The sequence below is a fragment of the Campylobacter sp. CNRCH_2013_0671h genome (genome assembly GCF_025773055.1).
Taxonomy (GTDB): Bacteria; Campylobacterota; Campylobacteria; order Campylobacterales; family Campylobacteraceae; genus Campylobacter_D; species Campylobacter_D lari_D.
This window is the reverse complement of the sequence record NZ_JAKMTG010000005.1, coordinates 46,179-72,405: the sequence shown is the minus strand read 5'-3', so window position 1 is coordinate 72,405 and position 26,227 is coordinate 46,179. Positions and strand designations below refer to the sequence as shown.

The window sequence follows — 26,227 nt, the reverse complement described above, 5'->3', positions numbered from 1 at the left end:
AAACCTATGAAAGTATTTTTAAACCCACGGTACAAGCAATGATAAGAGCGATCAAAAAAAGCTTTAAAAAGCTTTTGCTTTCTTTATAAAAAAGCACCCCTATGATAACCCCGCCTGCAGTTCCAGCTCCTGTCCATATAGAATAAGCCACACTCATAGCAATACTTTGCATACTAAGGCTTAAAAATCCAAATGAAAAAGCAAAACACACTATCAAAGCTAAAAGATAAAGCTTATTTTTAGTGCTTACAAGTTGTTTCATGATAATCACACCAAAAATTTCAAAAGCAGTCGCTAAAAATAAAAAAAACCATTCCATTACTTAGCTTCCTTGCTAATGATTTTAAGGCCTATGATACTTAAAAGTAAAATGGCTATTAAAGTAAGTTTGGTAATAGAACTTGGCTCATTGAAAATAAACATCTCATTAAGCACCACTCCAACCGTGCCAATACCTACAAAAACACTATAAGCAATACTTACTTCAAGTCTTTCACAAGCTTTTAAAAAACATGTAAAAGATATACAAACTCCAATGGCTGTTAAAGCATAATGCCAAATTTCAGTAGAGTATTTTAAACCACTTACCCAAAAACACTCAACCAAACCACCTAAAATTACCATAAACCAACCAAAATTAGAGCTTATTTTTGTTCTTTCAATCATAATCTACCTTTTTTTAAAAGTGCAAATTATAACCAAAATTACAAAATAATAAGCTCCTTGGTATTAAATTTTCTTACTTTCTACCTCTTTTAATATATCTTGAGAAATATCCCCTACTTCTTTAGTAGTTTCATTAGTAAAATTAGCTATTTTTACATTTTCTTTTGTGACATCTTCTAGTTGAATTATCGCATCATTGATTTGTGAAATACTTTGAGTTTGTTCATGCATTGATATAGAAACATCATTAACGCTTTGAACTAAAATATTTACATTAGCTTCTATCTCGCCTAAACTTCTTTCTGTCTTTTCAGCCAAATGACGCACCTCATCAGCAACCACAGCAAAACCTCTGCCATGTTCGCCCGCACGAGCAGCTTCTATGGCAGCATTTAATGCTAATAAATTTGTTTGTTCTGCTATGTCCTTGATCACATTTACTACTTCTTTAATATTTTCAGCTTGAGAAACAACCTCTGTAGTTTTACCTCCAACATTTTGCATAGAAATGTTTATTTGCTCTACTGCTTTTATGGATTTTTCCAAAGAATTTGATTGAGAATAAGTTCCATCAACAAGTTTTTGCATAAATTCTTCTAGTTTTTCACATTGTATAGTTAGTTTATGTGCAAATTTAGAAGAAGAAATCAACATCTTTTTGATTTCTGAACCTAAAACATTTGTTGTTATTTCTACACTTCCTTTTGCATTTTCAACCTGTGTTGAAAAATCTAAAGCCTTATAACTTTCAAGCACTCTATCAAGCTCGTTGATGTTTGATCCTATTTTCTCTTCTAAAATATCAAGCAATTCATTTAATACATTTTTTAACTCTATTAGTTGAGGATTTATAGGATCATTATCAATTCTAACAGATAAATCTCCAAGCTCTATCTCTTTCAACTTTTGAACACTTTCAAACACAGCCTTCTTGTCTTGCTTTAAATTCTTTTGGATATTTTTTATACCATTATTGATTTCTTTACCAATAATAGCAAATTCATCATTTCCTTTGATATTTAAATCTATATCTTTCATATCGCCTTTGTAGTTTAAACTTTCAAAAAAATCTTCTAAAGCTTCTTTAATAAATATAATTTTCTTAAGAAAATGCTCTATCATACCACCCAAAATAACGATAATAACAAGGACAAAAATCACACCAAATATAACTTGGGTAATTAAAAGTCCGTTTAAAACCTCATCATAATCACTCAAAGCATTAGAAGAACACAAAGTTAAAGAATTTTCTCCCATAATACACACAGCTAAGCGTTCTTGACCTTTAAGTTTATACAAAATCAAATCAGTAGTTTCATTTGGAGTTACACTTGCAACATTAACAAAATTTTTTAACACTTCTTTAACTTCATTGTCTTCATAAAAATCTATATTAGCAGAAGAATGAGCTATCATTTCCTTTCTTTCATTGATTAAAAACACATTATTACTTGCAGTAGTTTTTAATCTTCCAAAAGCATTGCGTATATCATCTAGAAAAAACTCACCTGCTAAAACTCCATAAAATTTCCCATCAATAACAATCGGAATTGACACTGACAAAGCTATTTTTTTAGTTACGACATCTAAAAAAGGTTCTGAAATGCTTACCTTATTTTTATTTTTTGCATTTTGATACCACACGCGTTCTCTAGCATCAAAACCATCTTTTTCTTGATTTAAAATAAAATGTTTTCCTTTAGAATTAATATCTACATCAATTAAGCTACCATCTTTTTCATACCCAACATAAATAGCATTAAAAGAATAAAAACCAAACATCTTTTCTAAAAAAGAACCAATATATTCCTCACTTACATTTTTATGTTCAATAATATTTGCAGCGATTTTTTTAATATTCTCTATCTTGGTATTGAAGTATAAATCTGAAAAATTTTTTCCATTTTTAACACTTTCTTGCTTTCCACTTACAATACTTTGAAGAATATCCGTTTTAGACGAATAATAATTTAGTCCAACAAAAATACCAAATCCAACAACCAAAATCAAAGCTGTGAAAAATGATATTTTCTTAGCTACAATAGTTTTAAACATTAAAATACCTCCTAATTTTGCAATAAATATAAAAACATTTTAATTAATTTCTAAAAAATTTTTCAAAAATAACACCTATAAAAATAAAAAGTAGAATTTTTGTCCTAAAAATACTCATTTATTAATTAAATTTTAGTTATATTTAATTTTTATTAAATATAATAAATAATTTTAAAAAAGGAGTAAATAATGAAATTTTTAACCTGTAGTAAAAGAATTTTATTGACATTAACTAGTTTAATATTTTTACTAAGCAATAATGTCTTTGCAAAAGATTTTGAACCTATCATCGTTATACATGGTGGAACAAGTGGCTTAGGACTTACCAAAGAAGAATTTGCCAAAAGAGAAAAGGTAATGAAAGAATCTTTAAAAGCAGGTCAAAGCATACTTGAAAAAGGAGGAAGCTCGGTTGATGCTGTTATAGCCGCTATTAAAGTAATGGAAGATAGTCCTGAATTTAATGCTGGGAAAGGTGCTGTTTTTACCTCTGATGGATTTAATGAGCTTGATGCATCTATAATGGATGGAAAAAATTTAAAAGCAGGTGCAGTTGCTATGGCTAGGACGATTAAAAATCCTATAGAAGCAGCAAGACTTGTTATGGAAAAAACACCCCATACTTTAATAGCGGGCGAGGGTGCTGATAAATTAGCCAAAAAACATGGCTTAGAAATAGTAGGACAAAAATACTTCTTTACAGAGCACAGATACAAACAACTTCAAGAAGCTAAAAAAAGCAAGGAAGTTTTATTAGATAGTGATAAGGCAAAAGCCCATCTTGGTGTAAGCACCGAGCCATATTTAGGCACAGTAGGTGCAATAGCTTTAGATAAAAACGGCAACCTAGCAGCAGGTACAAGCACAGGTGGCACTACAAATAAAATGACAGGACGCATTGGGGATTCTCCTATCATAGGAGCAGGAAATTATGCAAATAATGACTCAGTAGCAATTTCTTGCACAGGAACAGGTGACATTTACATAAGAGTAGCTGCAGCTCATGAAGTTGCGTCTTTATACAAATACAAAAAACTTTCAGTGCAAAAAGCAGCCCAAGAAACTATCAAACAAGTTGCAAAACTTGGTGGTACAGGCGGAATTATTTCAATAGATAAAAATGGAAAAGTTGGTTATGCTTGGACTAAAGATAAACTTGGAATGTATCATGGACAAGCAAAAATCGGCGAAGAGCCAAAAGTATTTTGGCCGCTTGGAAATTAACGCAGTTTAACTTTTTTAATGCCTCGAAGTTTAAAAATCTTTGAGGCTCCACTTTCAAAAAACTTTTCATCTACTATTTTATCTGCATTTTGCATAGCCCAATTTAGATCAAATTTTTTTCCATGAATGTTTGCAGAAGTAGAATAAAGCCAATCAAACTTTTTTAAAAATTCCTCATGAGTGCAATCTTTCACAACGCGTATTGCTTTAGAATTAGGATATAAAAAAGTAGTTTTTTTGGATTTTCTAATAGTATTTTTAAAATAATTTGGCACTCTTGTAAGTTTTTTAAGCTCACTAAATTTAGCCGTAGTAATTAAACAATCTTGCTTTAAGGGCCTTTTTTTTAAAGTATTAAGGGCTTTTAAGTCCTTACTTAAAAACCCTGCTGTTGTATCAGTTTGAGCAAGATAAATCATGTTTTTAAGTATTCTTGTAAGCTCTTTACTTCAAGACATGATTTATTTTGTATAGCTTTGATAGCTTTAATCCCCGCATAAGCTGCTCTTAGATTTGTAAAATATGGGATTTTAAAGCGTAAAATATTTGCTCTAATTTTTTTAGTGTCGCCTTTAAAACTATGCTCATCACTAGTATTTATAGCAAGTTGAATTTGAGAATTTTTTAATTTATCCTCTACATTCGGGCGTCCTTCAGAAATTTTATGCACAAACTCACACTCCAAGCCCGCTTCTTGTAAAACTTTATAAGTTCCACTCGTAGCAATGATTTTAAATCCTAGCTTAATATACTCATTAGCTAAATCTACTGCATATTTTTTATCTTGCTCTCTTAGTGATAAAAACACATTACCACTTTCTGGTAAGAAATTTGAAGAAGCGAGTTGGCTTTTTGCATAAGAGTTATCAAAATCTTTACTTACTCCCATAACTTCACCGGTTGAGCGCATTTCAGGTCCAAGCTCAAGATCGCTTCCGCTAAGTTTAGCAAAAGGAAATACCACTGATTTTACACTAATATGTTTTGGCTTTTTAGCTCTTAAAATTCCGTTTTTTTCCTCTACTACTTTAAAGGTGTCATAAAATTTCAAACTTTCTCTTAAATTTCCTTGCCACATCACGCGTGTTGCAACCTTAGCTAAAGGAATTCCTGTAGCCTTACTCACAAAAGGCACGGTTCTACTAGCTCTTGGGTTTACTTCTATCATATAAAGTTTATTATCATGAATGGCAAATTGTATATTTAAAAGCCCTACTACACCTAAATTTAAAGCAATATCTTTTGTTTTTTGCTCAATCATTTCAAGCATAGCTTCATCAATATTTACAGCAGGCAAAGAGCAAGCACTATCGCCTGAGTGAATTCCTGCTTCTTCAATATGCTCCATAATGCCTGCTACATAAACTTCTTTTCCATCACTTATCGCATCTACATCAAGCTCAGTTGCATTATCTAAAAATTGATCGATTAATACCGGAGATTTATCACTCACATCTACTGCTTCTTGCATATAAAGTCTAAGCTCACTCTCATCATGCACTACACGCATTGCACGACCACCCAAAACATAACTTGGTCTAACAAGCACAGGATAACCTATCTCATTTGCTTTTATAATCGCTTCTTCTACACTTATGGCTGTGCCATTTTTAGGTTGATTTATACCTAGATCTTCAATAAATTTAGCAAATTTCTTTCTATCTTCAGCTAAATCTATTACCCTTGCACTTGTTCCTATAATCTTTGCCCCAAAAGCGCTAAGGCGTTTTGCAAATTTAAGCGGAGTTTGACCACCAAAATGCACTATCACTCCATCGGGTCTTTCTCTATCAATAACCGCTCTTAAATGCTCAAAATCAATTGGCTCAAAATACAAAATATCGCTTGTATCATAATCTGTTGAAACCGTTTCTGGGTTACAATTATACATTATAGTTTTTACACCCATATCTTTTAGAGCAAAAGAAGCATGCACACAAGCATAATCAAACTCAATGCCTTGTCCTATGCGGTTTGGTCCACCACCTATAATCATCACTTTTTTATCTTTTTTATCTTTACTTTCTTTTACTTGCGTAGCTTCATTTGTATTAATACTTGAGTATAAATACGGGGTCAGTGCTTCAAATTCTCCTGCACAAGTATCTACTTCACTATATTGAGCGATGATTTTATGTTTAATTCTTGCATAATAAATATCATTTTGGCTTAACTCAAGATTATCTTTTTGATTAATCAAGCTAGCGATTTTTTTATCTGAAAAACCTAAGGTTTTGGCTTTTCTTAATAGTTGCTTATTACTTAAAATATCCATATCTATTTGATTTTCAAATTCCACTATTTCTTTGATTTGATTTAAAAACCAAGGATCTATTTTGCAAAGCTCAAAAAGCTCTTGTGTGCTAAAACCTTCTCTAAAAGCTTGTGCTATATAAAGCAAGCGTTTTTCATTAGCTTGGCGGATTTTTGCTAAAAGCTCATTTTTATCACATTCTATAGTATCAAACCCACTTAAATTTCTCTCAAGTGAGCAAAGTGCTTTTTGAATGCTTTCTTTAAAAGTTCTCCCTATAGCCATAACCTCACCCACGCTTTTCATAGCAGTGCCAAGTTCTGTGCTTGCATTTGGGAATTTTTCAAAAGTAAAACGAGGAATTTTAGTTACGATATAATCAATTACCGGTTCAAATGAAGCAGGAGTTCCTGTGATATCATTTTTAATCTCATCTAAACTAAATCCAACTGCTAAAAGCGTAGCTACCTTAGCTATAGGATAGCCCGTAGCTTTACTAGCTAGGGCTGAAGATCTTGAAACCCTAGGGTTCATTTCAATAACTATCATTCTACCATTAGTTGGATTGATAGCAAATTGCACATTTGATCCACCTGTATCTACTCCAATTTCTCTTAAAATAGCAAAAGAAGCATTACGCATCGCTTGGTATTCTTTATCAGTCAAAGTTAAAGCAGGAGCTATAGTAATAGAATCGCCTGTATGAACTCCCATAGGATCGACATTTTCAATAGAGCAAACGATAATACAATTATCATTTTTATCTCTAATGACCTCCATTTCGTATTCTTTCCAACCAAGTAAGCTTTCTTCGATTAAAATTTCATGGATAGGGCTTAGCGCTAAAGCAGTATTTGCAAGTTCTGCAAACTCATCCATATTATACACCACGCCACTTCCTGCACCACCTAAGGTAAAAGAAGCTCTAATCATCAAAGGAAAACCAATCTCATCAACAGCTTTTAAAGCTTCTTCATAATTATACGCATACATAGATTTTGGTAAATCCATGCCAATTTTTTTCATGCATTCTTTAAAAACTTGTCTGTCTTCGCCTTTTTTAATCGCTTCAGGATTTGCACCTAAAAATTTTACATCTGCAAGCTCACCACTTTCATAAACTTCCATAGCAACATTCAAAGCAACTTGGCCACCCATAGTAGGTAAAATCGCATCGATTTTTTCTTTTTTGATAATACTTAGAATACTTTCTTTGGTAATTGGTTCTATATAAGTTGCATCAGCAAATTCAGGATCTGTCATAATCGTAGCCGGATTAGAATTGATCAAAACTACTCTATAACCTAGCTCTTTTAAAGTTTTTGCCGCTTGAGTTCCTGAGTAATCAAACTCACAAGCTTGACCTATAATGATAGGCCCACTGCCTATTAATAATATATTTTTTATATCTGTTCTTTTTGGCATGTATTTTCCTAAGCTGAATTTTTAGCCAAATTATAACAAATATAAGTTTTTTAGAAGTTGAATTTAACAAAGAATTTAGCTCTTAAAGAGCTAAATTTTATTGACGCTTACCAAAAGTTATAGCATAAGCTTCATTTCTTACATCAAATAAAGGATCTTGTGGTGGATTAACCCCTTGAGGTACATCCGAAGGAAAATATACATCAAAATTACAATCTTCATCGCTCAAGGCATTAACCTTAAAAGTCCCAACTAGACTTTCTTTGTGCTTACCACTCCATAAAGCCGTTGTTTCATTGGTAATATCATTTTTATTTGCATATACTAAATACATTTTATACTCAACCGGCTTATTAGCTTTTACACGATTTTGGAAATCTTCTTTTAAAAAATCACTACTCGCACTTTTCATTTGTGCTTCATTTAAATATGCCACACCTTCACTTGGAACTAATTTCCATCTTGCTGGTAAATAGTTTTCTCCGTTTGCTTGTTTAAAATAAAAAGTATGAATACTAAAAAATGGAGTATTTGCTACACTTTTACTAATGCCAATTTTATCAGTATATGCAGCAAAATTTCTATAAGAATCAACCTCTTGCATCATCTTGCTTATTTTTTCTTGATCGACTTTACCATTTACAGGAAGTCTCATTTCAAAAAACTGACCGAATTCTTTAGGATTTTTTGCGAAATTTATTTCTGTATTTAGCATAACCATAGTCCAAGAAGCAGAATCTTTAGGATCAGTAATTCTAATAGCCATACCTCTTGTTTTGCTTTTATCATCTTTAAAAGCTCCGCCCAAAGAATATCTTACTTGGATTGGCAAACTTTTTTGTGTTAACAAAGGCACATCAACTTCTTTATTAATAGACAAAGCTGGCTCAAAAGTTCCCATAGCACAAAAGCCTTTTGCATGATTAACTTTTGCTTTTGGATTTTTAGGATCAGCATTAAGTTGATAAAAAATATCTGCTATTTTTTGTGCATCATATTCCACTTCATTTGCATAAATAGCACCACTTAAACAGCAAAAAGCTAAACAACTACTGATATATTTTTTCATTTAATCTCCTAAATTTTTAAAATTCGGAGATAATTCTAATATTTAATAGTAAATAATAATTTATATCAACTAAAATAAATAACTTTTTATTAAAAATTTTCTACCATATAAAAATAACTTGGTACTTTCATTTTTACATAAGGTTTAACATATGCATTTTGATAGGCGCCTTCTTCTTCTATTTTAAAAATTTCGCCTACTGGAATTCCTGAAAAGAAAATCTCATCTAAGCCACTTGTATAAACCTTATCGCCCATTTTAAGTTCAAGCCATTTAGGAATATATTTAACTAAAACATAATCATTTCTACCATGAGCTATACCTGGTGCTTGTTCCTTACCTATATATACGGAAAAAATACACTCTTCATCACCTTGTAAAAGTCCCAAAGCTCTACCATTTTTTTCTATAACTATGCCTGCTGTATAGCCATTATAAATTAAGCCTTTAATTTTTCCTTTATAATCCACATCAAGCCAAACCTTATGATAATCGCTAATTTGAGCATAAGAAGTTGCCTTAACTAAACTAACATTAGGATAATAAAAACTTGAATTTTTATCACTTAAAATATTGTTTAATTCATTGGCAAAGTTTTTCATATAGATATTGTTTTTTTCAAGTTCAGCATTTCTTTCTCTTAATTTTTTAATTTCTTGAGCTTGATTAAAATGCTCATTAAATTTATCTTTTAAAAGATTAATGCTTTGAGAAAACTGATTAACAATAGCAATATTTAAATCTAAAACATTTCGTTTTATTATATCTCCATAATAAAACGAAACAAACACTAAAAAAGATAAAATTAAAACACTAAGAATTTTACTCTTCATTCGTTAGTTGGTGCAATAAAGAAATTTCTTCCAAAGCTTTACCTGTGCCTTTTGCCACTGCTAAAAGTGGCTCATCAGCTACATATACTGGAAGTTTTACAATTTCAGATAAATATTTATCAAGACCACGTATTAAAGCTCCGCCTCCTGTTAAAACAACACCATTTTCAACAATATCAGCTGCAAGATCAGGCGGCATCATTTCAAGAACGATTTTTAATGCATCAGCAATTTCTTTTAAATGCTCACGCATAGCCTCTCTTACATCTTCACTTGTTAACTCTATTCTATTTAACAATCCTGTTACTTGATCGCGTCCTTTAACTACCATAGAAAGCTCTTTTGGAAGCTGAACTGCTGAGCCTATTGCGATTTTGATTTCCTCGCCCGTTCTTTCACCTATGACAAGATTGTATTTTTCTTTTACATAATTTACTATACTAGTATCAAGCTTATCACCAGCTGTTCGGATAGATTTTGAAATCACAAGACCACCCAAAGAAGTAACACCAATTTCAGTAGTACCACCGCCAATATCTACCACCAAGCTCCCTTGAGGCTCTCTAATTGGTAAATTTGCACCAATAGCTGCTGCCATAGGTTCTTCTATCAAAAATACTTCTCTAGCACCCGCACTTAACGCACTTTCTCTAACTGCCTTTCTTTCAACTTGAGTTAAACCATAAGGAACTGAAATGATAATTCTAGGTCTTAAAAAAGATTTTCTTCTATGAGTTTTTTCTATAAAATAACGGATCATTTTTTCAGTCATATCAAAATCAGCAATCACACCATCTTTCATAGGACGGATTGCTTCGATATTACCTGGGGTTTTTCCTACCATTTCCTTAGCTTCTTTTCCAACAGCTAAAATTTTAACCCTACCATATCTTTCACGCTCTACCGCAACAACCGAAGGTTCATCAATCACTATACCTTTATCTTTTACCAAAACTAAAGTATTTGCAGTACCTAAGTCAATCCCCATATCACTTGAAAAAAATCCAATTATTTGATCTAAAATCATTCTCAGCCTTTAACTTTTTTATTTTTTATAAATAAAGGTTTTGTACCTTCTTTGATCACTTCTTTAGTAATTACTATGCTATATCCATTATACTCTGGCAAATCAAACATCAAATCTACCATCATTTCTTCAATAATACTTCTTAAACCTCTAGCGCCTGTTTTACGCTCTAGCGAAAGCTTAGCAATCTCTCTTAGCGCTTCATCTTCAAATTTTAATTCCACATTGTCAATAGCAAAAAGTTTTTGATATTGCTTAATAATGGCATTTTTTGGCTCAGTTAAAATACGCACCATGCTTTCCTCATCAAGCTCTTCTAAAGAAGCAAGTACATGCAATCTTCCTATAAGTTCAGGAATAAGCCCAAAATGCACCAAATCATCAGGCTCTAGTCTTTGAAGTAAAGCTTCTTTTTCATCTTTTTTATCATCAGTAAAAAAGCCCATGACATTATCGCCTAATTTTCTTTTAATAATATCACTAATACCATCAAAAGCCCCGCCACACACAAATAAAATATTAGTTGTATCTATTTGTATGAAGTCTTGATTTGGGTGTTTTCTACCGCCTTTTGGTGGGATATTTACCAAAGATCCTTCGATAATTTTGAGTAAGGCTTGTTGCACGCCCTCACCACTTACATCTCTTGTAATGGAGCGATTTTCGCCCATTCTTGCGATTTTGTCTATCTCATCGATAAATATAATCCCTTTTTGTGCTCTTTGCACATCTCCATCAGCAGCTTGCAAAAGACGAGTAAGGATATTTTCAACATCTTCTCCCACATAACCTGCTTCAGTTAAAGAAGTCGCATCACAAATTGCGATAGGAACATCTAAAAATCTAGCTAAAGTCTGTGCCAATAAAGTTTTTCCACTTCCCGTTGGGCCTACTAATAAAATATTTGATTTTGCTAATTCTGTATCATCATCTTCTAAGTCAGATCTAAAAAGCCTTTTGTAGTGATTATACACCCCTACACTAAAGATTTTTTTAGCTCTATCTTGCCCGATAACATATTTATCTAAATATGCTTTTAATTCCTTAGGAGTAATATCTTTAAAATTTTCTTTATCAACTTCTTTATTTTTTAATTCTTTTTCCTCTCCAAAGAAAATATTGCAAGCACTTTCGGCACAATACTCACATATAAAGGCATTATTATAATCATTTACTAAAATTCTTCTTTCACTTGTTTCTATTTCATTGCAAAAACTACATCTTTTAACCATGACTTTTTTCCTTATATATAGGAATTCCTCTTTTTGTTTCTAAAATAAAATTACACATTTTTTTCACATTTTCACTAGAAGTATTTTCTAGCAAACTTAAAGCATTATCTTTTAAACTTCCTTGTCTGAATAAAAATTTAAAAGCCTTGCTTAAAATATCCACTTCTTCTTTATCAAAGCGTCTTCTAATGCCTACTAAATTTAAACTTCTAATGCTTGCTCGATTTCCTTCAGCTAAGCAAAATGGCACCACATCTTGAGAAAGCGCACTAGCACCTGCTATCATACACCCCTCACCTACCTTAACAAACTGATGTATTGGAGTAAGTCCACCTACCACAGTATAATCTCCAAGTTCCACATGACCTGCTAAGGTAGCATTATTTGCTAAAATAATATTATCTCCAAGCAAACAATCATGTGCAATATGAGAATAAGCCATTATAAAAGCATTATCGCCTATTCTTGTAAAACCATCACCCTTAGCTGTACCTGAATTTATAGTAACAAATTCTCTAATAACTGCATTTTTTCCTATAATAACACCTGAATTTATCTCATCTTTATAAGATATATCTTGTGGGATATCTCCAACTATGGCATAAGAAAAAACTTTAGAATTTTCACCTATGCTTACATTAGGTAAAATTCTTGCACCTTGTTTGATGATAGTATTTGCACCTATATTGGCATTTTTTCCAACATAAGCATGGGCTTCTACTACAACACCATCTGCTATGATAGCTCCATCTTCTATAACAGCACTTGGATGAATTTTGCTCATCATTTATCTACTATCATAGCTTTAAGTTCAGCTTCTGCAACCAATTGTCCATCAACAAAAGCTTTTCCTTGAAAAATCCACATATTTCCACGATTTTTCACCACACTCATCTCATAATCAAGCCTATCACCTGGACGCACTGGATTTCTAAATTTAGCATTATCAATACCTGTAAAATACACTACTTTAGTGCTTGGATCTACCTTATCATCCATACTTTCAAATGCTAAAACCCCTCCAGTTTGTGCCATACCTTCTAAAATTAACACACCCGGGTAAATTGGATGATCTGGAAAATGTCCCATAAAAACATGGTCGCTTATACTAATATTTTTATAACCTCTAACAACTTCTTTATTTTTTAATTCTACGATTTTATCTACAAGTAAAAATGGATACCTATGTGGTAAAATTTTTTGAATTTGCATTACATCTATCATAAATTTAGCCTTAAAATATATTCAAAATTCAGATTTTACAAAAAAAATATTAACAAACTAGTTAAGTTTTATAACTTCACAATCTTTTCTTTACTATCAAAATAAATTTCACTTTTTGCTATAAATTCATAAGCGCCTTTAATAATATTTTCAACAATAACCACCGGCGAAAGATCATAAGCACCAAAATGCTTTTGCCTTATTTTGATTTCTTGCTCTATTTTTAAAGGATTTTGTAAAAAATCTTCAAAACTTTTAAATCGCATTTTGCACAAACTATTTAAATAATCAAAACTCCATAAATTAATCTCATCCTTTACGCTTTTATAGCACTTTAAATCCTCTTCTAAAATACTAAATTTAGTGTAAGAATTTTTAAAATGAGAATAAAATAAAACATGAGTTTTTATGGCTTTTTTGTTTTCTTTTATCAAAGCTCTTAGTAAGCGATAATTTAAAAATTTCTCTCTTTGAATTTCAAATTTAACACCCTTTTTTTCTAATTTTTTTACTTGATTGTAAAATTTTATCTTTTCTTCTATGCTTGAAGGTAATATTTGTTTATTTATAGGACTCATAAGCTCATCTATAAAAGCTTTTTGGCCTTTTTGTTTAGAAAGTGCATAAATACACCCACAATAATTTTGATGATAAAGCATATCTTGCTTAGCTAAGGCAAATTGTCTTTGCGTGCCTCCATTTTTTCTAAAATCAGGCGCCAAAAACTCTATACCAAATTTATCGCATTCTTTTTGTAAAGCTAATTTTAACTGCTCTAAGTCTTTTTTAGGGGATGTTAAAAGGGTTGTTGTGAGTTTTTTTTCACCAATTTTTTGAGCAAATTCAACACTTTTATGCATTCTAAAATCAAAACAAATTTGACATCTTGCGCCTTTTTCAGGCTCGTCCTCATAACCCTTTACACTCTCAAGCCATTTTTCATACTCATATTCACCTTTATAAAGCTTAATACCCAATTTATCACAACTACGCTTAACATCTAAAAATCTAAGTTCATACTCACTATAAGGATGAATATTTGGATCATAAAAAAAACCTATAATTTTCTCATCAGGATAAGTTTTGCTTAATTCTTGTATAAAATAATGACTATCCACACTACAGCAAATATGCACTAGCATAATTCTTTTAATACCTTAAAAGCATGATCTTTAGCTTTTACATTTTTATAAATTTTTGAGATTTTTCCATTTTCATCAATCACAAAAGTGGATCTTATAAGCCCCTCATACTCTTTACCATAATTTTTCTTTAAACCCCAAGCACCATAAAGTTTACAAATTTCTTTTTCACTATCGCTTAATAAAGTGTGTTTTAAATCATATTTTTTTATGAAATTTTCATGCGATTTAACACTATCTGGACTAATACCTATAATCACAGTATTTTGCTCTAAAAAATCCTCATAACTTTGACTAAATTCACAAGCTTGTGTGGTACAACCTGGGGTGTTATCTTTTGGATAAAAATACAAAATAATTTTTTTACCCAAGAAATCACTTAAAGAAATTTTAACTCCATCTTGATTTAAAAGCTCAAACACAGGAGCTTTATCACCAATTTGCAATTCTTTCATTTTTTATCTTTCAATCTTAATTTTTCTACACTTTCACCACCAAAAGCAATATTATATGGCTCAATATCTTCCAACATGATCACTATATTTTGCTTTGGCTTGTTGTATTTTGTATGTAAAAGTTCTGTAATATCTGCTATTAACTCTTCTTTTTGTGTTTTGCTAAATTCTGGTTTAGCTAATTTGATATTTATAATTGGCATGATTTTTCCTTGTTTCAAATATAATAATTTTACTATATTCTAGTAATTATTAGTATATTTTTGATAAAATTAGTTTTATTTTCAACAAAAAGGCTTAGTTATGATTAGGGCAAAAAAAATTTGGATGGATGGAAAAATCATTGATTTTGATGATGCAAAAATTCATGTTTTAACACATTCATTACATTATGCAAATGCAGTTTTTGAAGGAACAAGGGCTTATAAAACACAAAATGGTTTAGCAATTTTTAGATTAAAAGAACACACCAAAAGACTTTTAGAGTCTGCAAAAATTACTTTAATTAATTCTCCTTTTTCTCAAGAAGAACTTGAAAATGCACAAGTTGAACTTTTAAGAGCAAATGATTTTCAAAATAACACCTATTTGCGACCATTAATCTTTTTAGGTGATGGCACTATGGGAGTTTATCATGCTAAAGCTCCTGTTAGGGTAGCTATTGCTGCTTGGGAATGGGGTGCTTATTTAGGTGAAGAAAGCTTAGAAAAAGGTATTAAGGTTAAAATTTCTTCTTTTGCTAGAAATAGTGTAAAATCTAGCTTAGGTAAAGCAAAAGCAAGTGCAAATTATTTAAATTCTCAAATGGCTAAATATGAAGCTATAGAAGCAGGATATGAGGAAGCCTTAATGCTCGATGAAGAAGGTTTTGTAGCAGAAGGAACAGGTGAGTGTTTTTTTATGATTAAAGATAATAAGCTAATCACACCACCAAATGATTTTTCATTAAAAAGTATCACTCAAGATACTGTTTTAAAAATTGCACATGATTTGGGCATAAGTGTAGTGCGTCAAAGAATTTCAAGAGATGAAGTTTATGTAGCTGATGAAGCATTTTTCACAGGAACTGCAGCAGAAATAACTCCGATAAATAATATTGATGCAAGAATTATAGGAGATGGAAAAAGAGGTGAGCTAACGACAAAGCTTCAAAATGCGTATTTTGATATAGTTTATGGACGCAATGAAAAATACGCTTCTATGCTAACTTATATTTAACAAAGGAACTAAATGCCAGCTGATTTGAATGATTATTTTAATAAAAAAAACAATCAAAACAACAATAAGCAAAATTTAAACTTCAAAACACCAGAATTTAATTTCAAAGGTTTTGGGAAATTTTCCCCATTAATTTATAGTGCAATTGCAATTATTTTAGTTTTTGCACTTTTTAAACCTTTTGCAATAGTAAATTCAGGGGAAATGGGGATCAAATCCACTACAGGTAAATACAGCCCTACCCCACTTGAACCAGGACTTCATTTTTTTATGCCTATACTGCAAAAAATCACTATCGTAGATACCAGAGTAAGACAAATCAACTATGCTTCAATCGAAGGAATAAATGAAAATTTACAAATAGGATCAGGCGTTGTTAATAAAAATAGTATTTCAGTGCTTGATTCAAGAGGCTTGCCTGTATCTATTGATGTAACCGTTCAATACAGATTAAATCCTTTACAAGTTCCTCAAACTATCGCAACATGGGGGCTTAATTGGGAAAATAAAATCATAGATCCAGTAGTAAGAGATGTTGTAAGAAATGTTGTAGGTCAATACACTGCAGAAGAGCTTCCAACAAATCGTAATACTATAGCGGTGCAAATTGATCAGGGTATTAGAAAAACTATTGAAAGCCAACCAAATGAGCCAGCAGAGCTTCAAGCAGTTCAGCTTAGAGAAATTATCTTACCTATAAAAGTAAAAGAACAAATCGAAAGAGTACAAATTGCTAAACAAGAAGCTGAAAGAACTAAATATGAAGTTGAAAGAGCTAACCAAGAAGCACTTAAAAAAGCGGCTTTAGCTGAAGGGGAGGCAAATGCAACTATTATTAGTGCTAAAGGTAGAGCAAGTGCGGTAAAAATTGAAGCTGATGCACAAGCATATTCAAATAGAGAAATAGCAAAAAGTTTAAATAATCCTTTACTTGATTTAAAACAAATTGAAACCCAAAAGCAATTTAATGAAGCACTTAAAGTCAATAAAGATGCTAAAATTTTCTTAACACCAGGTGGAGCTGTGCCAAATATTTGGGTTGATAGCAAAGATAATAAAAGAACAAGTTCAGTAGCAAATTAAAAAATAAAGAAGTGATAATGAATGTTCAACATATCCGAGAGCAAATGATCTTTTATACAGCTCATTTGCACTTGATCGATTTTTTGTTAATGGCTTTAGTTGTATTCTTTTTCATTATCACTTTATTTATTGCTTTGATTGTTAGAAACAAACCTACTTTTGCTTTTATTATAATTTTTTTAGGAATTTTATGTTCACTTAGTATTGCGTATTTGGGATATTTTTTAATTGATACTAAAGTTAGATCTAGAATAGCTAGCTTAGATAATGCTCAATTTTTTGTATATGATAATTCTTTAAGTGTTGATTATAGCTTGACAAATACTTCTAAAAAAAGTTTTAAATTTTGCAAAATAAAAGTAGAAGTATTTAGAAAAAGCGATGAAAATAATACTTTTAAAAATTTAATACATTTATTAAAACCATTAAGAAGTAAATCTACCACTATCGAAAAAACAATAAGTCCCAACCAAACTATTAATCTAAAAACCAAATTTTCCGATTTTAATGAAGGTCAAGATTTTGACATTAAAATTAATTCAAAGTGTTTTTAATGGGATATTTTACTTTTTTTCATATTCTTATCATTTTTATTATGCTAGCTTCAACTTTCCTTACTTGGATTTTATTCTATTTAAAAATACAAAACAAAAAATATATGATAATTTTTTGCATAATAAGTTTTATATTAGCCTCAATCTTAACTATTTCTTTATTATTAACTATAGATCAATACACAAAAAAAGCTAGTTTGAGTAATTTTTCAACCTACAGACGCTTAGCTACAGAAAGTATTATTATAAAAGGTAGAGTAACCAACGATACTAATTTTAAAATTTCAGAATGCTTTTTAGAACTTAGAATTATTGATAATAATAAAAAGCATGAAATCAGTGGAGAAATTTTTAATCAACAAAATTTTGATAGTATAAAAAAAGCAAATCAACAACAAAGAGATGTTTCGTATAATATTAACATTGCAAATCAATTATCAGGTCATACCTACAAAGACTTTTCTTTTGAAGTAGGATTGCCACCTCATTTTCAAAGTTATAAAATTTTTAAACAATTAAAATGCAGATAAGGATTATTTAATAAAATAATCCCCATCAAAACTAATCAAAGAATATTTTCTTTCATTGCCTATGCTTGAAACTAGCTCATTAATATCTAAAAAAGTCAAACTATCTGCACCTGTATATTCTCTAACCTCTTCAATACTCTTATTAGCTGAAATTAACTCTTCAAAAGTTGGAGTGTCTATACCATAAATATCAGGAAATTTGATTTCTGGGCAAGCTATAGCCAAATGAATTTTTCTAGCACTTGCTTGTCTTAAAAGTGTGATGATTTTTTTAGAAGTTGTTCCTCTTACTACACTATCATCAATCACCACTATATCTTTACCTTCTAAAACTTTCTTCATAGGATTTAATTTCAGTTTTACTTTTAAATTTCTCATTTCTTGAGTTGGTTCTATGAAAGTTCTTCCAACATAGTGATTTCTAACTATGGCCATTTCAAGTGGAATTTTTAAATATTGCGCAAAACCTATAGCAGCACTTACTCCACTATCAGGAACAGGCACTACAAAATCTACTTTTTCTTTAAATTTTTTAGCCAAGGCTTCACCCATTTTTTTACGCACTTCATATACACTTTTACCTTCTATAATACTATCAGGTCTAGCAAAATAAATATATTCAAATGCACAAATTCTTGGATCTGTTTTATCAAAAACTTGAATGCTTTCAAACTCATCACTACCTTGAGTAAAAACTAGCATTTCACCGGGCTTTATATCGCGGATAAATTCAGCTTCTATCAAATCAAAAGCACAAGTTTCACTCGCTACAATATATCCACCATCTTTTAATTTTCCCAAAGATAAAGGTCTAACCCCATAAGGATCTCTTACCACAAAAAGTTGATTTTTACTAGCTAACATAAAGCAATATGCACCCTTACTTTGCATTAGACTTTCTATAAACCTATCTTTTAAAGTTTCTTTTTTGCTTTTTGCTATTAAATGTACAACATTTTCTGTGTCCATATTAGAATGAAAAATAGCCCCATTGTCAATTAATTCTTTTCTAACTTCTTCTTTATTAATCAAATTTCCATTATGCACTAAAGAAATATCACCCAAAGAACAAGTAGCTGCGACAGGCTGTGCATCATGCAAAGAAGAATTTCCAGCGGTAGAATAACGATTATGCCCTACAGCTATACTACCTTTTAAATCTGCTAAAATTTGAGTATTAAAAATTTGTCCTACTTCACCTTTAGCTTTATGAGTTTTGATATTTAAACCATCACTCACGCTAATTCCACTTGCTTCTTGGCCACGATGTTGCATAGCAAATAAAGCATAATAAGCCACCGTGCTTGCATTTTTTGAATTAATTACTCCAACTACCGCACACATTTAAATTCCTAAACAATCGTCTATATCATATAAGCCATTTTCTTGAGAAACCAGCCATTTAGCACATCTAATAGCCCCCATAGCAAAAGTAGCTCTTGAAGTAGCACTATGATTTAATTCTATAAATTCACCATCATTATAAAATCCAACTCTATGAGAACCCACTATATCACCACCTCTTAAGCTCATCACTGCGATTTCATCTTTACTTCTTTGACCAATAATCCCATCTCTACCACTTACTCTAACCTTTTCCAAATCTAAATTCCTAGCCTTAGCGACATTTTGTGCTAAAGTCATAGCTGTACCACTTGGGGCGTCTTTTTTCTTATTATGGTGCATTTCAAGTATTTCTATATCAAAATCCCTTAAAGCTTCACTTGCTAAACATGAAAGTTTTTTTAAAATAGCTACACCCAAAGACATATTGGTAGCATAAAGAATTGGCATAGTAATGCTTGCACTTTGCATTAACTCATTTTGCTTAGCATCTAATCCTGTAGTACCTATCACTAAAGGTTTAGGATTGCTTCTTGCGTATAACAACAAATCCTCACAACCTTTCGGGGAAGAAAAATCAATTATTACATCGCATTTGTTAAAAAATTCTTCATAGCTTGATCCTTGATAAAAAAATGCACTTGCTTTAACATCTTTTTGATCTTGTAAACAATTTTCAATTTGTTTACCCATGCGACCATTGCTCCCATGAATTCCTATACATATCATAAATTTATCCTTTATATTTGCAGTGAGAAATTGTATCACTAAGTTAATTAATACAATATTACATACCATGAGCAAAAGTTTCCAAAAAGTTTCCAAAAAACTTTAAATTTATAACACATTTTTAAAAGGAGTTTTATGAAAAGAAGAACATTTTTGAAAGGTTCAGCTTTGGGTTCTATGGTAGCATTTTTTGCTAGCTCAAATTTAAATGCGAGTTTATTAAAAGATAAAGATTTGCTAAATTTTAAAGAAATACCTGCTAGCACAGAAGATAAAGTTATCGTACCAGATGGCTACAAAGCAGATATTTTAATCTCATGGGGCGATCCTCTTTTTAGCAAAGCATCTATTTATGATGAAGAAAAAAATATCGATAAAAAAGCTGTGGAAAATGCTAAATTAACTTTTGGAGACAATAACGATGGTATGAGTTTTTTTCCTCTTTCAAAAGATAGGGCTATACTAGCTATTAATAATGAATATATAAATCCTGAAATTATGTTTAAACATCAAGGTAAAAATCTTAGCTTAGAAGATATTTTATATGAACAAGCAAATTTAGGAGTGAGCATTTTTGAAATAAAAAAAGAAAAAGATCAATGGTCTGTGGTGCTTGATTCTAAATACAATCGCAGAATCGATGCAAATACAAAAATGAGCATTAGTGGTCCAGCAAAACAACAAGTACTTCAAAATGAAAATTTTATATATGGAACTTTAAATAATTGTGCCAATGGAAAAACACCTTGGGGGACTTATCTTACTTGCGAAGAAAATATAAATGATTTTTTTGGAAGTTTAGATGAAAAAATTAAATTTTCAAAAGAGCAACTTAGATTTGGATTTAAAACTCAAAGTCAATATGGGTGGGAAAAATTTGATGAAAGATTTGATTTAAGTAAAAATCCAAACGAGGCAAATAAATTTGGATGGGTTGTAGAAATTGATCCATTTGATCCAAACAGCATACCTATAAAAAGAACAGCTCTTGGAAGATTTAAACACGAAAATGCAGAATTAATTGTAGAAGATGATGGAACCGTTGTAATTTATATGGGAGATGATGAAGCCAATGAATTTATTTATAAATTTATAAGCAAACATAAATATAAAAAAGGTCTAGATACTAGCAAAATTTTAGATGAAGGAACCTTATATGTAGCACAATTTAATGGAAAAATAGGAGATTTTAGAGGGAGTGGAAAATGGATTGAGTTAGAATATGGTAAAAATAACCTTAATAAAGAAAATGGTTTTAACTCTCAAGCAGATGTGTTAATCAATGCTAGAATTGCTGGATCTATTGTAAATGCAACTCCTATGGATAGATGCGAATGGATAGCAAGCCATAAAGAAAGTGGCTCAAAAGAAGTATTTGCTACCTTAACAAACAATAAAAAAAATAATAACCCAAATCCAGCAAACCCGAGAACAAAAAATATTTACGGACAAATAATTAAATGGGAGCATAAAAATTCTCATAAAGATGATGAATTTACTTGGGAAATTTTTGCACTTGCAGGAAACCCTGACAATCAAACAAGTTTAAATAAAGGCTCAAACAACATTACAAGTAATAATAAATTTAATTCCCCTGATGGATTAAGTTTTGATAGAGATGGTCGCCTTTGGATACAAACTGATGGAAACTATTCTAATCAAGAAGAATTTGAAGGCATGGGAAATAATTGTATGTTAGCAGCTAATCCAAAAACAGGGGAAATAAAAAGATTTTTAACAGGACCAATAGCTTGCGAAATAACAGGAATTGCTTTTAGTCAAGATTATAAAACTATGTTTGTTGGAATTCAACATCCAGGAGAGAAATTAAAAGGCAGTCAATTTCCTTATGGCAAAACACCAAGATCAAGTATAATAGCAATAAGTAAAATTGATGGCGGAGTTATTGGAAGTTAATCAATTTACACTAGAAATTCTAGTGTAAATTTTCAATATAAGCTAAAGCGCTAAGTGCTGCAACCGCTCCATCACCTGCTGCACATATTACTTGTTTTGGAGCATCTTTTCTTAAATCACCTGCTGCAAATAACCCTGCTATATTAGTTTGCATTTTAAGATCAACGCTAACTTGACCACCTTCTTCCATAGCACATAAAAATTCACCATTGTCTTGTTTTAAGATTTCATTTCTTACATTTAATCCAACAAAGGTAAAGATTCCAGGCATATCAAGCTCTCTTTTAGAACCATCATTAAATGCTATTTTAATTTTATTAACACCCATATTATCACCGCAAACCTCATCAACAACCGCATTTGTGATTAATTCTATTTTGTCATTATTTTTTACTTTTTCAACTGTTGAAGGTGCTGCTCTAAACTCATCTCTTCTGTGGATTAAATACACTTTTGAACAAATATTAGCTAGATACAAAGCTTCTTCTAAAGCAGTATCTCCCCCACCTAAAACAGCCACTTCTTTATTTTTATAAAAAAAGCCATCGCAAGTTGCACAAGTACTCACACCTTTACCAAAAAATTCGTCCTCGCCTTTAAAACCAGCACGACGCGGAGTAGAACCTGTGCAAACAATAACTGCTTTTGCTTGTTCGTTTTTACCGCCTTCCAATTTTATATTAAAACTTCCATCAGAATTTTTACTAATTTGCTCAACACCTACCATCTCATGTTTTAAACCAAAACGCATACATTGTTCATTCCAAGGAGCCATAAAAGAAATTCCATCTAAAACTTGAGCAACTCCAGGATAATTTTCTATCTCTGAACTCGAAGTAATCTGCCCACCAGGCATACCTTTTTCAAACATTACAACATTTTTTAATCCACCTCTTGTAGCATATAAACCTGCGCTCAAACCTGCAGGTCCACCACCTATAATAGCTAAATCTAACATGATATTTTCCTTATAGTTTTATTTATAAGTATTATACAAATTTTTCTTTAATTATAAATAATAAAAATTATTAAATAGTAAAAAATATGAAGAAAAGCCACAAAAAGTGGCTTAAGATTATAAAAGTGAGTTTAGTTTATCTGCTAAAGCTTGTTTTGATTGAGCACCAACTAGTTGATCAACCACTTCACCATCTTTAAAGAAAATGATAGTTGGGATAGATCTTACACCAAATTGTGCAGCCAAATCACCTTGCTCATCTGTATTTACTTTACAAATTTTAGCTTTACCATCAAAATCATTTGCAAGCTCATCAATTACCGGTGCAAGCATTCTGCAAGGTCCGCACCATGGAGCCCAAAAATCTACTAAAGCTACACCTTCTTTTGCTTGTGCAAAATTTTCTGTAGTTAAATCAATATATTTTCCCATTTTTTTTCTCCTTTGTTTTTTCAAATTCTATTAAAATAGAATAAACATTCCCTTAATAACTAATGTTCTCTAAAAGTTTTATATCATCTTTATATACGCAAAGTAAATCTAGTTGATAATTTTCATCATTTTTATGTTTCATAAAGTAATATTCTATAGTCTTAATAATTTTATTATATTTTTTATTATCCAATCTATATTCTACCTCATAATCACCTTGCGTGCTTTTAACTTCAATAAAATGTAAAATTTTATCTTTTTTAGCAATAATATCAATTTCTCCAAATTTAGAATAAAAATTCCTTTTTAAAATTTCAAATCCTTGTGTTTTTAAAAATTCACACGCTAACTCTTCTCCTTTTTTACCAAAAAGATATTCAAATAATGCCATTACTCTTCTATTCTCATCATAAAAACATCATCTTTTACAAATTCTTGTTCTCTAAGCTTTTGAGTTAAAATTTGTATATTTTTTTCATAAGTTTGATGAGTGATGAAAAATAAAGTGCTATAATCTTGCTTTTCTTTTTTAGGCTTTTGCAAGAAAGTATCGATTGAAATTTGATGTTCACTCATTAATTGTGTGATTTTTGATAAAACTCCTATTTTATCTAATACCTTTAATCTTAAATAATATCTTGTATAAATTTCATCTTTACTTAAAAGTTTATAAGAAGTATCATTTAAATACCCAAAAATAGCACTATTTTTTTCTTTTCTTGCTATATCGATTAAATCAGCTATAACAGCACTTGCAGTTGCCCTGCCACCTGCTCCTGGGCCATAATATAAACTTTCACCCAATACATCTCCATCAATACTAATAGCATTCATTACCCCATCAACTTTTGCTAGTATTTTATCTTTGCTAAGCATGGTAGGATGAACTCTTAATTCTATTTTTTCATCTTTAATCTTAGCAATACCCAAGTGTTTTATGGTATATTCAAATTCTTTTGCAAAATAAATATCCTCATTACTTACTTTGCTAATACCCTCAATCAAAATATCTTCAGGTTTTACTCTTAATCCATAGGCAATATTTGCTAAAATCAAAAGTTTATGCGCTGCATCAAAACCCTCTATATCAAAAGTGGGATTAGCTTCAGCATATCCTAAATCTTGTGCTTTTTTTAACACCTCTTGGAATTTGGTATTATCTTCGGTCATTTTACTTAAAATATAATTGCTTGTGCCATTTAAAATGCCTTTAATAGAAACAATATTATTAGCACTCAAGCCCTCTTTTAAAATTTTAATAATAGGAATTCCACCCGCCACACTCGCCTCATAACCAAAAGCTGTATCTTGTGCTAATTTTTCAAGCTCATAACGATGATAAGCAAGCAAAGCTTTATTAGCAGTTACCACTGCTTTTTTTCTTTTTAAAATTTTTGAAATTATCTCAAAGGGTAAATCAATACCACCCATTAACTCCACAAATACATCAATATCTTCACGCTCTAAAACCTCATCAATATCATTTACCACAGGAATTAATGCATTTGGTTTTGGATTTCTTGCCAAAGCAATTACTGGAATAATTTCTTCATCACATCTTGCTTTGATTAAATCTTGATTTTTTAGCAAAGTCTCTACAACAGCACTTCCTACCGTACCATATCCCAAAATTGCGATTTTCATTTTATTCTCTTAAATATTTTTTTATATTTCTTGCTGCTTGACGAATGCGATTTTCATTTTCTATTAAAGCTATTCTAACATACTCATTACCCGCTTCACCAAAACCAACTCCAGGACTTACCGCTACATTTGCTTTTTGCAAAAGCTGTTTAGAAAATTCCATACTTCCAAGGTGAGCTTTACCTTGAGGGAGTTTTGCCCAAACAAACATACTTGCATTAGGTTTTTTCAGCTCCCATCCTGCCTGAAAAAATGAATCAAGCAAGACTTCTAATCTTTTTGCATAAGTTGCCTTAATCTCTTCAACACAAGTTTGATCTCCATCTAAAGCTATAGTAGCAGCAACTTGTATAGGAGTATACATACCATAATCAAACCAAGACTTGATTTTTTTCAAAGCCGCAATTAAGCGTTTATTACCCACTACAAAACCTACACGCCAACCTGCCATATTGTAAGACTTTGAAAGTGTATAAGTTTCTACCGCTACATCTTTAGCACCTTCAACTTCAAAAATAGAAGGGGTTTTATAAGAACCAAAAGTCAAATCTGCATAAGCAATATCAGAAATAATATAAAATCTTTCTTTTTTTGCCATTGCAACTAATCTCTCATAAAAACTTCTTTCCACAGTGACTGTTGTAGGATTGTGCGGAAAATTTACTACTACATATTTTGGACGCGGAATACTTTCATGTAGTGTTTTTTGTAAATTTTCAAAAAAAGTATTTTCATTTAATTCATAATTTTCATTAAAATCAAAATTCATAGTTGCTACATTACCACCTGCTATGATAAAAGCTTGAGTGTGTATAGGGTAAGCGGGTGTAGGTACAATAGCTACATCTCCTGGGTTAATAACGGCTCTTGCTAAATTTACAAAGCCTTCTTTAGAACCCATCGTTGCAACTACTTCACTTTCAGGATCTAAATCAACATCGTATTTTCTTTTATACCAATTGCAAATTGCAAGTCTTAGTTTATAAATTCCACTCGAAGCAGAATAACCAGAAGTTTTTTCTTTATTTGCACTTTCGCAAAGTTTATCTATAATGTGTTGAGGAGTTTTACCATCAGGATTTCCCATAGAAAAATCTATTATATCCTCCCCTGCTCTTCTTGCTGCCATTTTAATCGCATTAACTTCAGCAAAAACATAATTTGGAAGTCTTTCTATGGTATTAAAATGAATTTCTTCAAACATTTTCCATC

The 26,227-nt window shown here is 31.1% G+C and carries 27 protein-coding genes and 1 pseudogene; 6 read left to right on the top strand and 22 right to left on the bottom strand.

The features are described from left to right. Positions 1-4: 4 nt before the first annotated feature. From L8X97_RS04900 to L8X97_RS08405, 4 genes and pseudogenes are all read right to left on the bottom strand, one after another. Positions 5-319 carry a DMT family transporter gene (locus tag L8X97_RS04900; RefSeq protein ID WP_087699706.1) on the bottom strand — a complete coding sequence of 105 codons (315 nt, stop codon included), beginning with the start codon at positions 317-319 and terminating at the stop codon, positions 5-7. Continuing rightward, positions 319-666 carry a DMT family transporter gene (locus tag L8X97_RS04895; RefSeq protein WP_087699708.1) on the bottom strand — a complete coding sequence of 116 codons (348 nt, stop codon included), beginning with the start codon at positions 664-666 and terminating at the stop codon, positions 319-321. The genes L8X97_RS04900 and L8X97_RS04895 overlap by 1 nt, the downstream gene beginning before the upstream one ends. A 63-nt stretch (positions 667-729) precedes the next feature. After that, on the bottom strand, positions 730-1,254 hold the full coding sequence (locus L8X97_RS08410) for a methyl-accepting chemotaxis protein (protein WP_375154850.1): 525 nt from the start codon (positions 1,252-1,254) through the stop codon (positions 730-732). Between the two features lie 690 nt (positions 1,255-1,944). Continuing rightward, a pseudogene (locus tag L8X97_RS08405) lies at positions 1,945-2,448 on the bottom strand (cache domain-containing protein); the annotation flags it as partial. 462 nt (positions 2,449-2,910) lie between these two features. On the opposite strand from L8X97_RS08405, the gene L8X97_RS04880 reads away from it, so the two are divergent. Next, positions 2,911-3,945 (top strand): isoaspartyl peptidase/L-asparaginase family protein, encoded by a 1,035-nt coding sequence (locus L8X97_RS04880; protein WP_263659513.1) that lies wholly within the window; start codon positions 2,911-2,913, stop codon positions 3,943-3,945. Here the strand turns inward: L8X97_RS04880 and L8X97_RS04875 are convergent. The 11 genes from L8X97_RS04875 to L8X97_RS04825 all read right to left on the bottom strand — a co-directional run bounded on the left by L8X97_RS04875 (position 3,942) and on the right by L8X97_RS04825 (position 14,809). After that, positions 3,942-4,364, bottom strand: coding sequence for a Sua5 YciO YrdC YwlC family protein (locus tag L8X97_RS04875; protein WP_133319514.1), 423 nt, complete (start codon positions 4,362-4,364; stop codon positions 3,942-3,944). The two genes, L8X97_RS04880 and L8X97_RS04875, sit on opposite strands and share 4 nt — an antisense overlap. Then, a complete protein-coding gene (carB, locus tag L8X97_RS04870) occupies positions 4,361-7,624 on the bottom strand; it encodes a carbamoyl-phosphate synthase large subunit (protein ID WP_220566559.1) in 3,264 nt (1,087 codons plus the stop codon). The genes L8X97_RS04875 and carB overlap by 4 nt, the downstream gene beginning before the upstream one ends. A 97-nt stretch (positions 7,625-7,721) precedes the next feature. Beyond that, a complete protein-coding gene (locus L8X97_RS04865) occupies positions 7,722-8,693 on the bottom strand; it encodes a catalase (protein ID WP_263660462.1) in 972 nt (323 codons plus the stop codon). 89 nt (positions 8,694-8,782) lie between these two features. Further along, on the bottom strand, positions 8,783-9,526 hold the full coding sequence (gene mreC, locus L8X97_RS04860; protein ID WP_133319511.1) for a rod shape-determining protein MreC: 744 nt from the start codon (positions 9,524-9,526) through the stop codon (positions 8,783-8,785). Further along, complete coding sequence (locus L8X97_RS04855) at positions 9,516-10,553, bottom strand: rod shape-determining protein (RefSeq protein WP_012662095.1); 1,038 nt, start codon at positions 10,551-10,553, stop codon at positions 9,516-9,518. Before L8X97_RS04855 ends, mreC begins: the two co-directional genes overlap by 11 nt. 2 nt (positions 10,554-10,555) lie before the next feature. Further along, positions 10,556-11,785, bottom strand: coding sequence for an ATP-dependent Clp protease ATP-binding subunit ClpX (clpX, locus tag L8X97_RS04850; protein ID WP_263659518.1), 1,230 nt, complete (start codon positions 11,783-11,785; stop codon positions 10,556-10,558). Continuing rightward, positions 11,778-12,569, bottom strand: coding sequence for an acyl-ACP--UDP-N-acetylglucosamine O-acyltransferase (gene lpxA, locus L8X97_RS04845; protein ID WP_263662798.1), 792 nt, complete (start codon positions 12,567-12,569; stop codon positions 11,778-11,780). Before lpxA ends, clpX begins: the two co-directional genes overlap by 8 nt. Continuing rightward, positions 12,569-13,009, bottom strand: a complete 441-nt coding sequence (gene fabZ / locus L8X97_RS04840; RefSeq protein ID WP_039619275.1) for a 3-hydroxyacyl-ACP dehydratase FabZ — start codon at positions 13,007-13,009, stop codon at positions 12,569-12,571. The genes lpxA and fabZ overlap by 1 nt, the downstream gene beginning before the upstream one ends. 68 nt (positions 13,010-13,077) lie before the next feature. Continuing rightward, positions 13,078-14,151, bottom strand: a complete 1,074-nt coding sequence (locus L8X97_RS04835; RefSeq protein WP_263662768.1) for an epoxyqueuosine reductase QueH — start codon at positions 14,149-14,151, stop codon at positions 13,078-13,080. Beyond that, entirely contained in the window at positions 14,145-14,606 is a 462-nt protein-coding gene (gene bcp / locus L8X97_RS04830; protein WP_263662767.1) for a thioredoxin-dependent thiol peroxidase, read from the bottom strand. Before bcp ends, L8X97_RS04835 begins: the two co-directional genes overlap by 7 nt. Beyond that, positions 14,603-14,809 (bottom strand): tautomerase family protein, encoded by a 207-nt coding sequence (locus L8X97_RS04825; protein ID WP_133319508.1) that lies wholly within the window; start codon positions 14,807-14,809, stop codon positions 14,603-14,605. Before L8X97_RS04825 ends, bcp begins: the two co-directional genes overlap by 4 nt. A gap of 100 nt (positions 14,810-14,909) precedes the next feature. On the opposite strand from L8X97_RS04825, the gene ilvE reads away from it, so the two are divergent. From ilvE to L8X97_RS04805, 4 genes are read left to right on the top strand one after another with little or no spacing between them, the layout of a single operon-like run. Beyond that, a complete protein-coding gene (gene ilvE, locus L8X97_RS04820; RefSeq protein ID WP_263662766.1) occupies positions 14,910-15,824 on the top strand; it encodes a branched-chain-amino-acid transaminase in 915 nt (304 codons plus the stop codon). Positions 15,825-15,836: 12 nt separating this feature from the next. Further along, positions 15,837-16,907: a prohibitin family protein gene (locus L8X97_RS04815; RefSeq protein ID WP_133319506.1), complete on the top strand. Its 1,071-nt coding sequence runs from the start codon at positions 15,837-15,839 to the stop codon at positions 16,905-16,907. Positions 16,908-16,924: 17 nt separating this feature from the next. Continuing rightward, a complete protein-coding gene (locus L8X97_RS04810) occupies positions 16,925-17,461 on the top strand; it encodes a DUF2393 family protein (protein WP_133319505.1) in 537 nt (178 codons plus the stop codon). Continuing rightward, on the top strand, positions 17,461-17,991 hold the full coding sequence (locus tag L8X97_RS04805) for a DUF2393 family protein (RefSeq protein WP_220566554.1): 531 nt from the start codon (positions 17,461-17,463) through the stop codon (positions 17,989-17,991). The genes L8X97_RS04810 and L8X97_RS04805 overlap by 1 nt, the downstream gene beginning before the upstream one ends. Before the next feature lie 3 nt (positions 17,992-17,994). On the opposite strand, the gene purF is transcribed toward L8X97_RS04805, so the two are convergent. Together purF and dapB are read right to left on the bottom strand one after the other, a co-directional pair. Further along, complete coding sequence (purF, locus tag L8X97_RS04800) at positions 17,995-19,335, bottom strand: amidophosphoribosyltransferase (protein ID WP_263662765.1); 1,341 nt, start codon at positions 19,333-19,335, stop codon at positions 17,995-17,997. Next, positions 19,336-20,064, bottom strand: a complete 729-nt coding sequence (dapB, locus tag L8X97_RS04795; protein WP_263661500.1) for a 4-hydroxy-tetrahydrodipicolinate reductase — start codon at positions 20,062-20,064, stop codon at positions 19,336-19,338. A 135-nt stretch (positions 20,065-20,199) separates the two neighbouring features. Between dapB and L8X97_RS04790 the strand changes: the two genes are divergently transcribed. Continuing rightward, positions 20,200-21,981 (top strand): PhoX family protein, encoded by a 1,782-nt coding sequence (locus tag L8X97_RS04790; protein ID WP_263662764.1) that lies wholly within the window; start codon positions 20,200-20,202, stop codon positions 21,979-21,981. 19 nt (positions 21,982-22,000) lie between these two features. Here L8X97_RS04790 and trxB read toward each other — a convergent pair whose 3' ends face one another. The 5 genes from trxB to L8X97_RS04765 all read right to left on the bottom strand — a co-directional run bounded on the left by trxB (position 22,001) and on the right by L8X97_RS04765 (position 26,219). Next, positions 22,001-22,939, bottom strand: a complete 939-nt coding sequence (gene trxB / locus L8X97_RS04785) for a thioredoxin-disulfide reductase (RefSeq protein ID WP_263662763.1) — start codon at positions 22,937-22,939, stop codon at positions 22,001-22,003. A 117-nt stretch (positions 22,940-23,056) separates the two neighbouring features. After that, complete coding sequence (trxA, locus tag L8X97_RS04780) at positions 23,057-23,371, bottom strand: thioredoxin (RefSeq protein WP_039619298.1); 315 nt, start codon at positions 23,369-23,371, stop codon at positions 23,057-23,059. Positions 23,372-23,423: 52 nt separating this feature from the next. After that, positions 23,424-23,762: a YraN family protein gene (locus L8X97_RS04775; protein ID WP_133319499.1), complete on the bottom strand. Its 339-nt coding sequence runs from the start codon at positions 23,760-23,762 to the stop codon at positions 23,424-23,426. Next, a complete protein-coding gene (locus tag L8X97_RS04770) occupies positions 23,762-25,015 on the bottom strand; it encodes a homoserine dehydrogenase (protein ID WP_133319498.1) in 1,254 nt (417 codons plus the stop codon). Before L8X97_RS04770 ends, L8X97_RS04775 begins: the two co-directional genes overlap by 1 nt. Position 25,016: 1 nt before the next feature. Continuing rightward, the gene (locus L8X97_RS04765; RefSeq protein WP_133319497.1) at positions 25,017-26,219 is read right to left on the bottom strand and encodes an LL-diaminopimelate aminotransferase; all 1,203 of its coding nucleotides are present in this window, start codon (positions 26,217-26,219) and stop codon (positions 25,017-25,019) included. Positions 26,220-26,227: the final 8 nt, after the last annotated feature.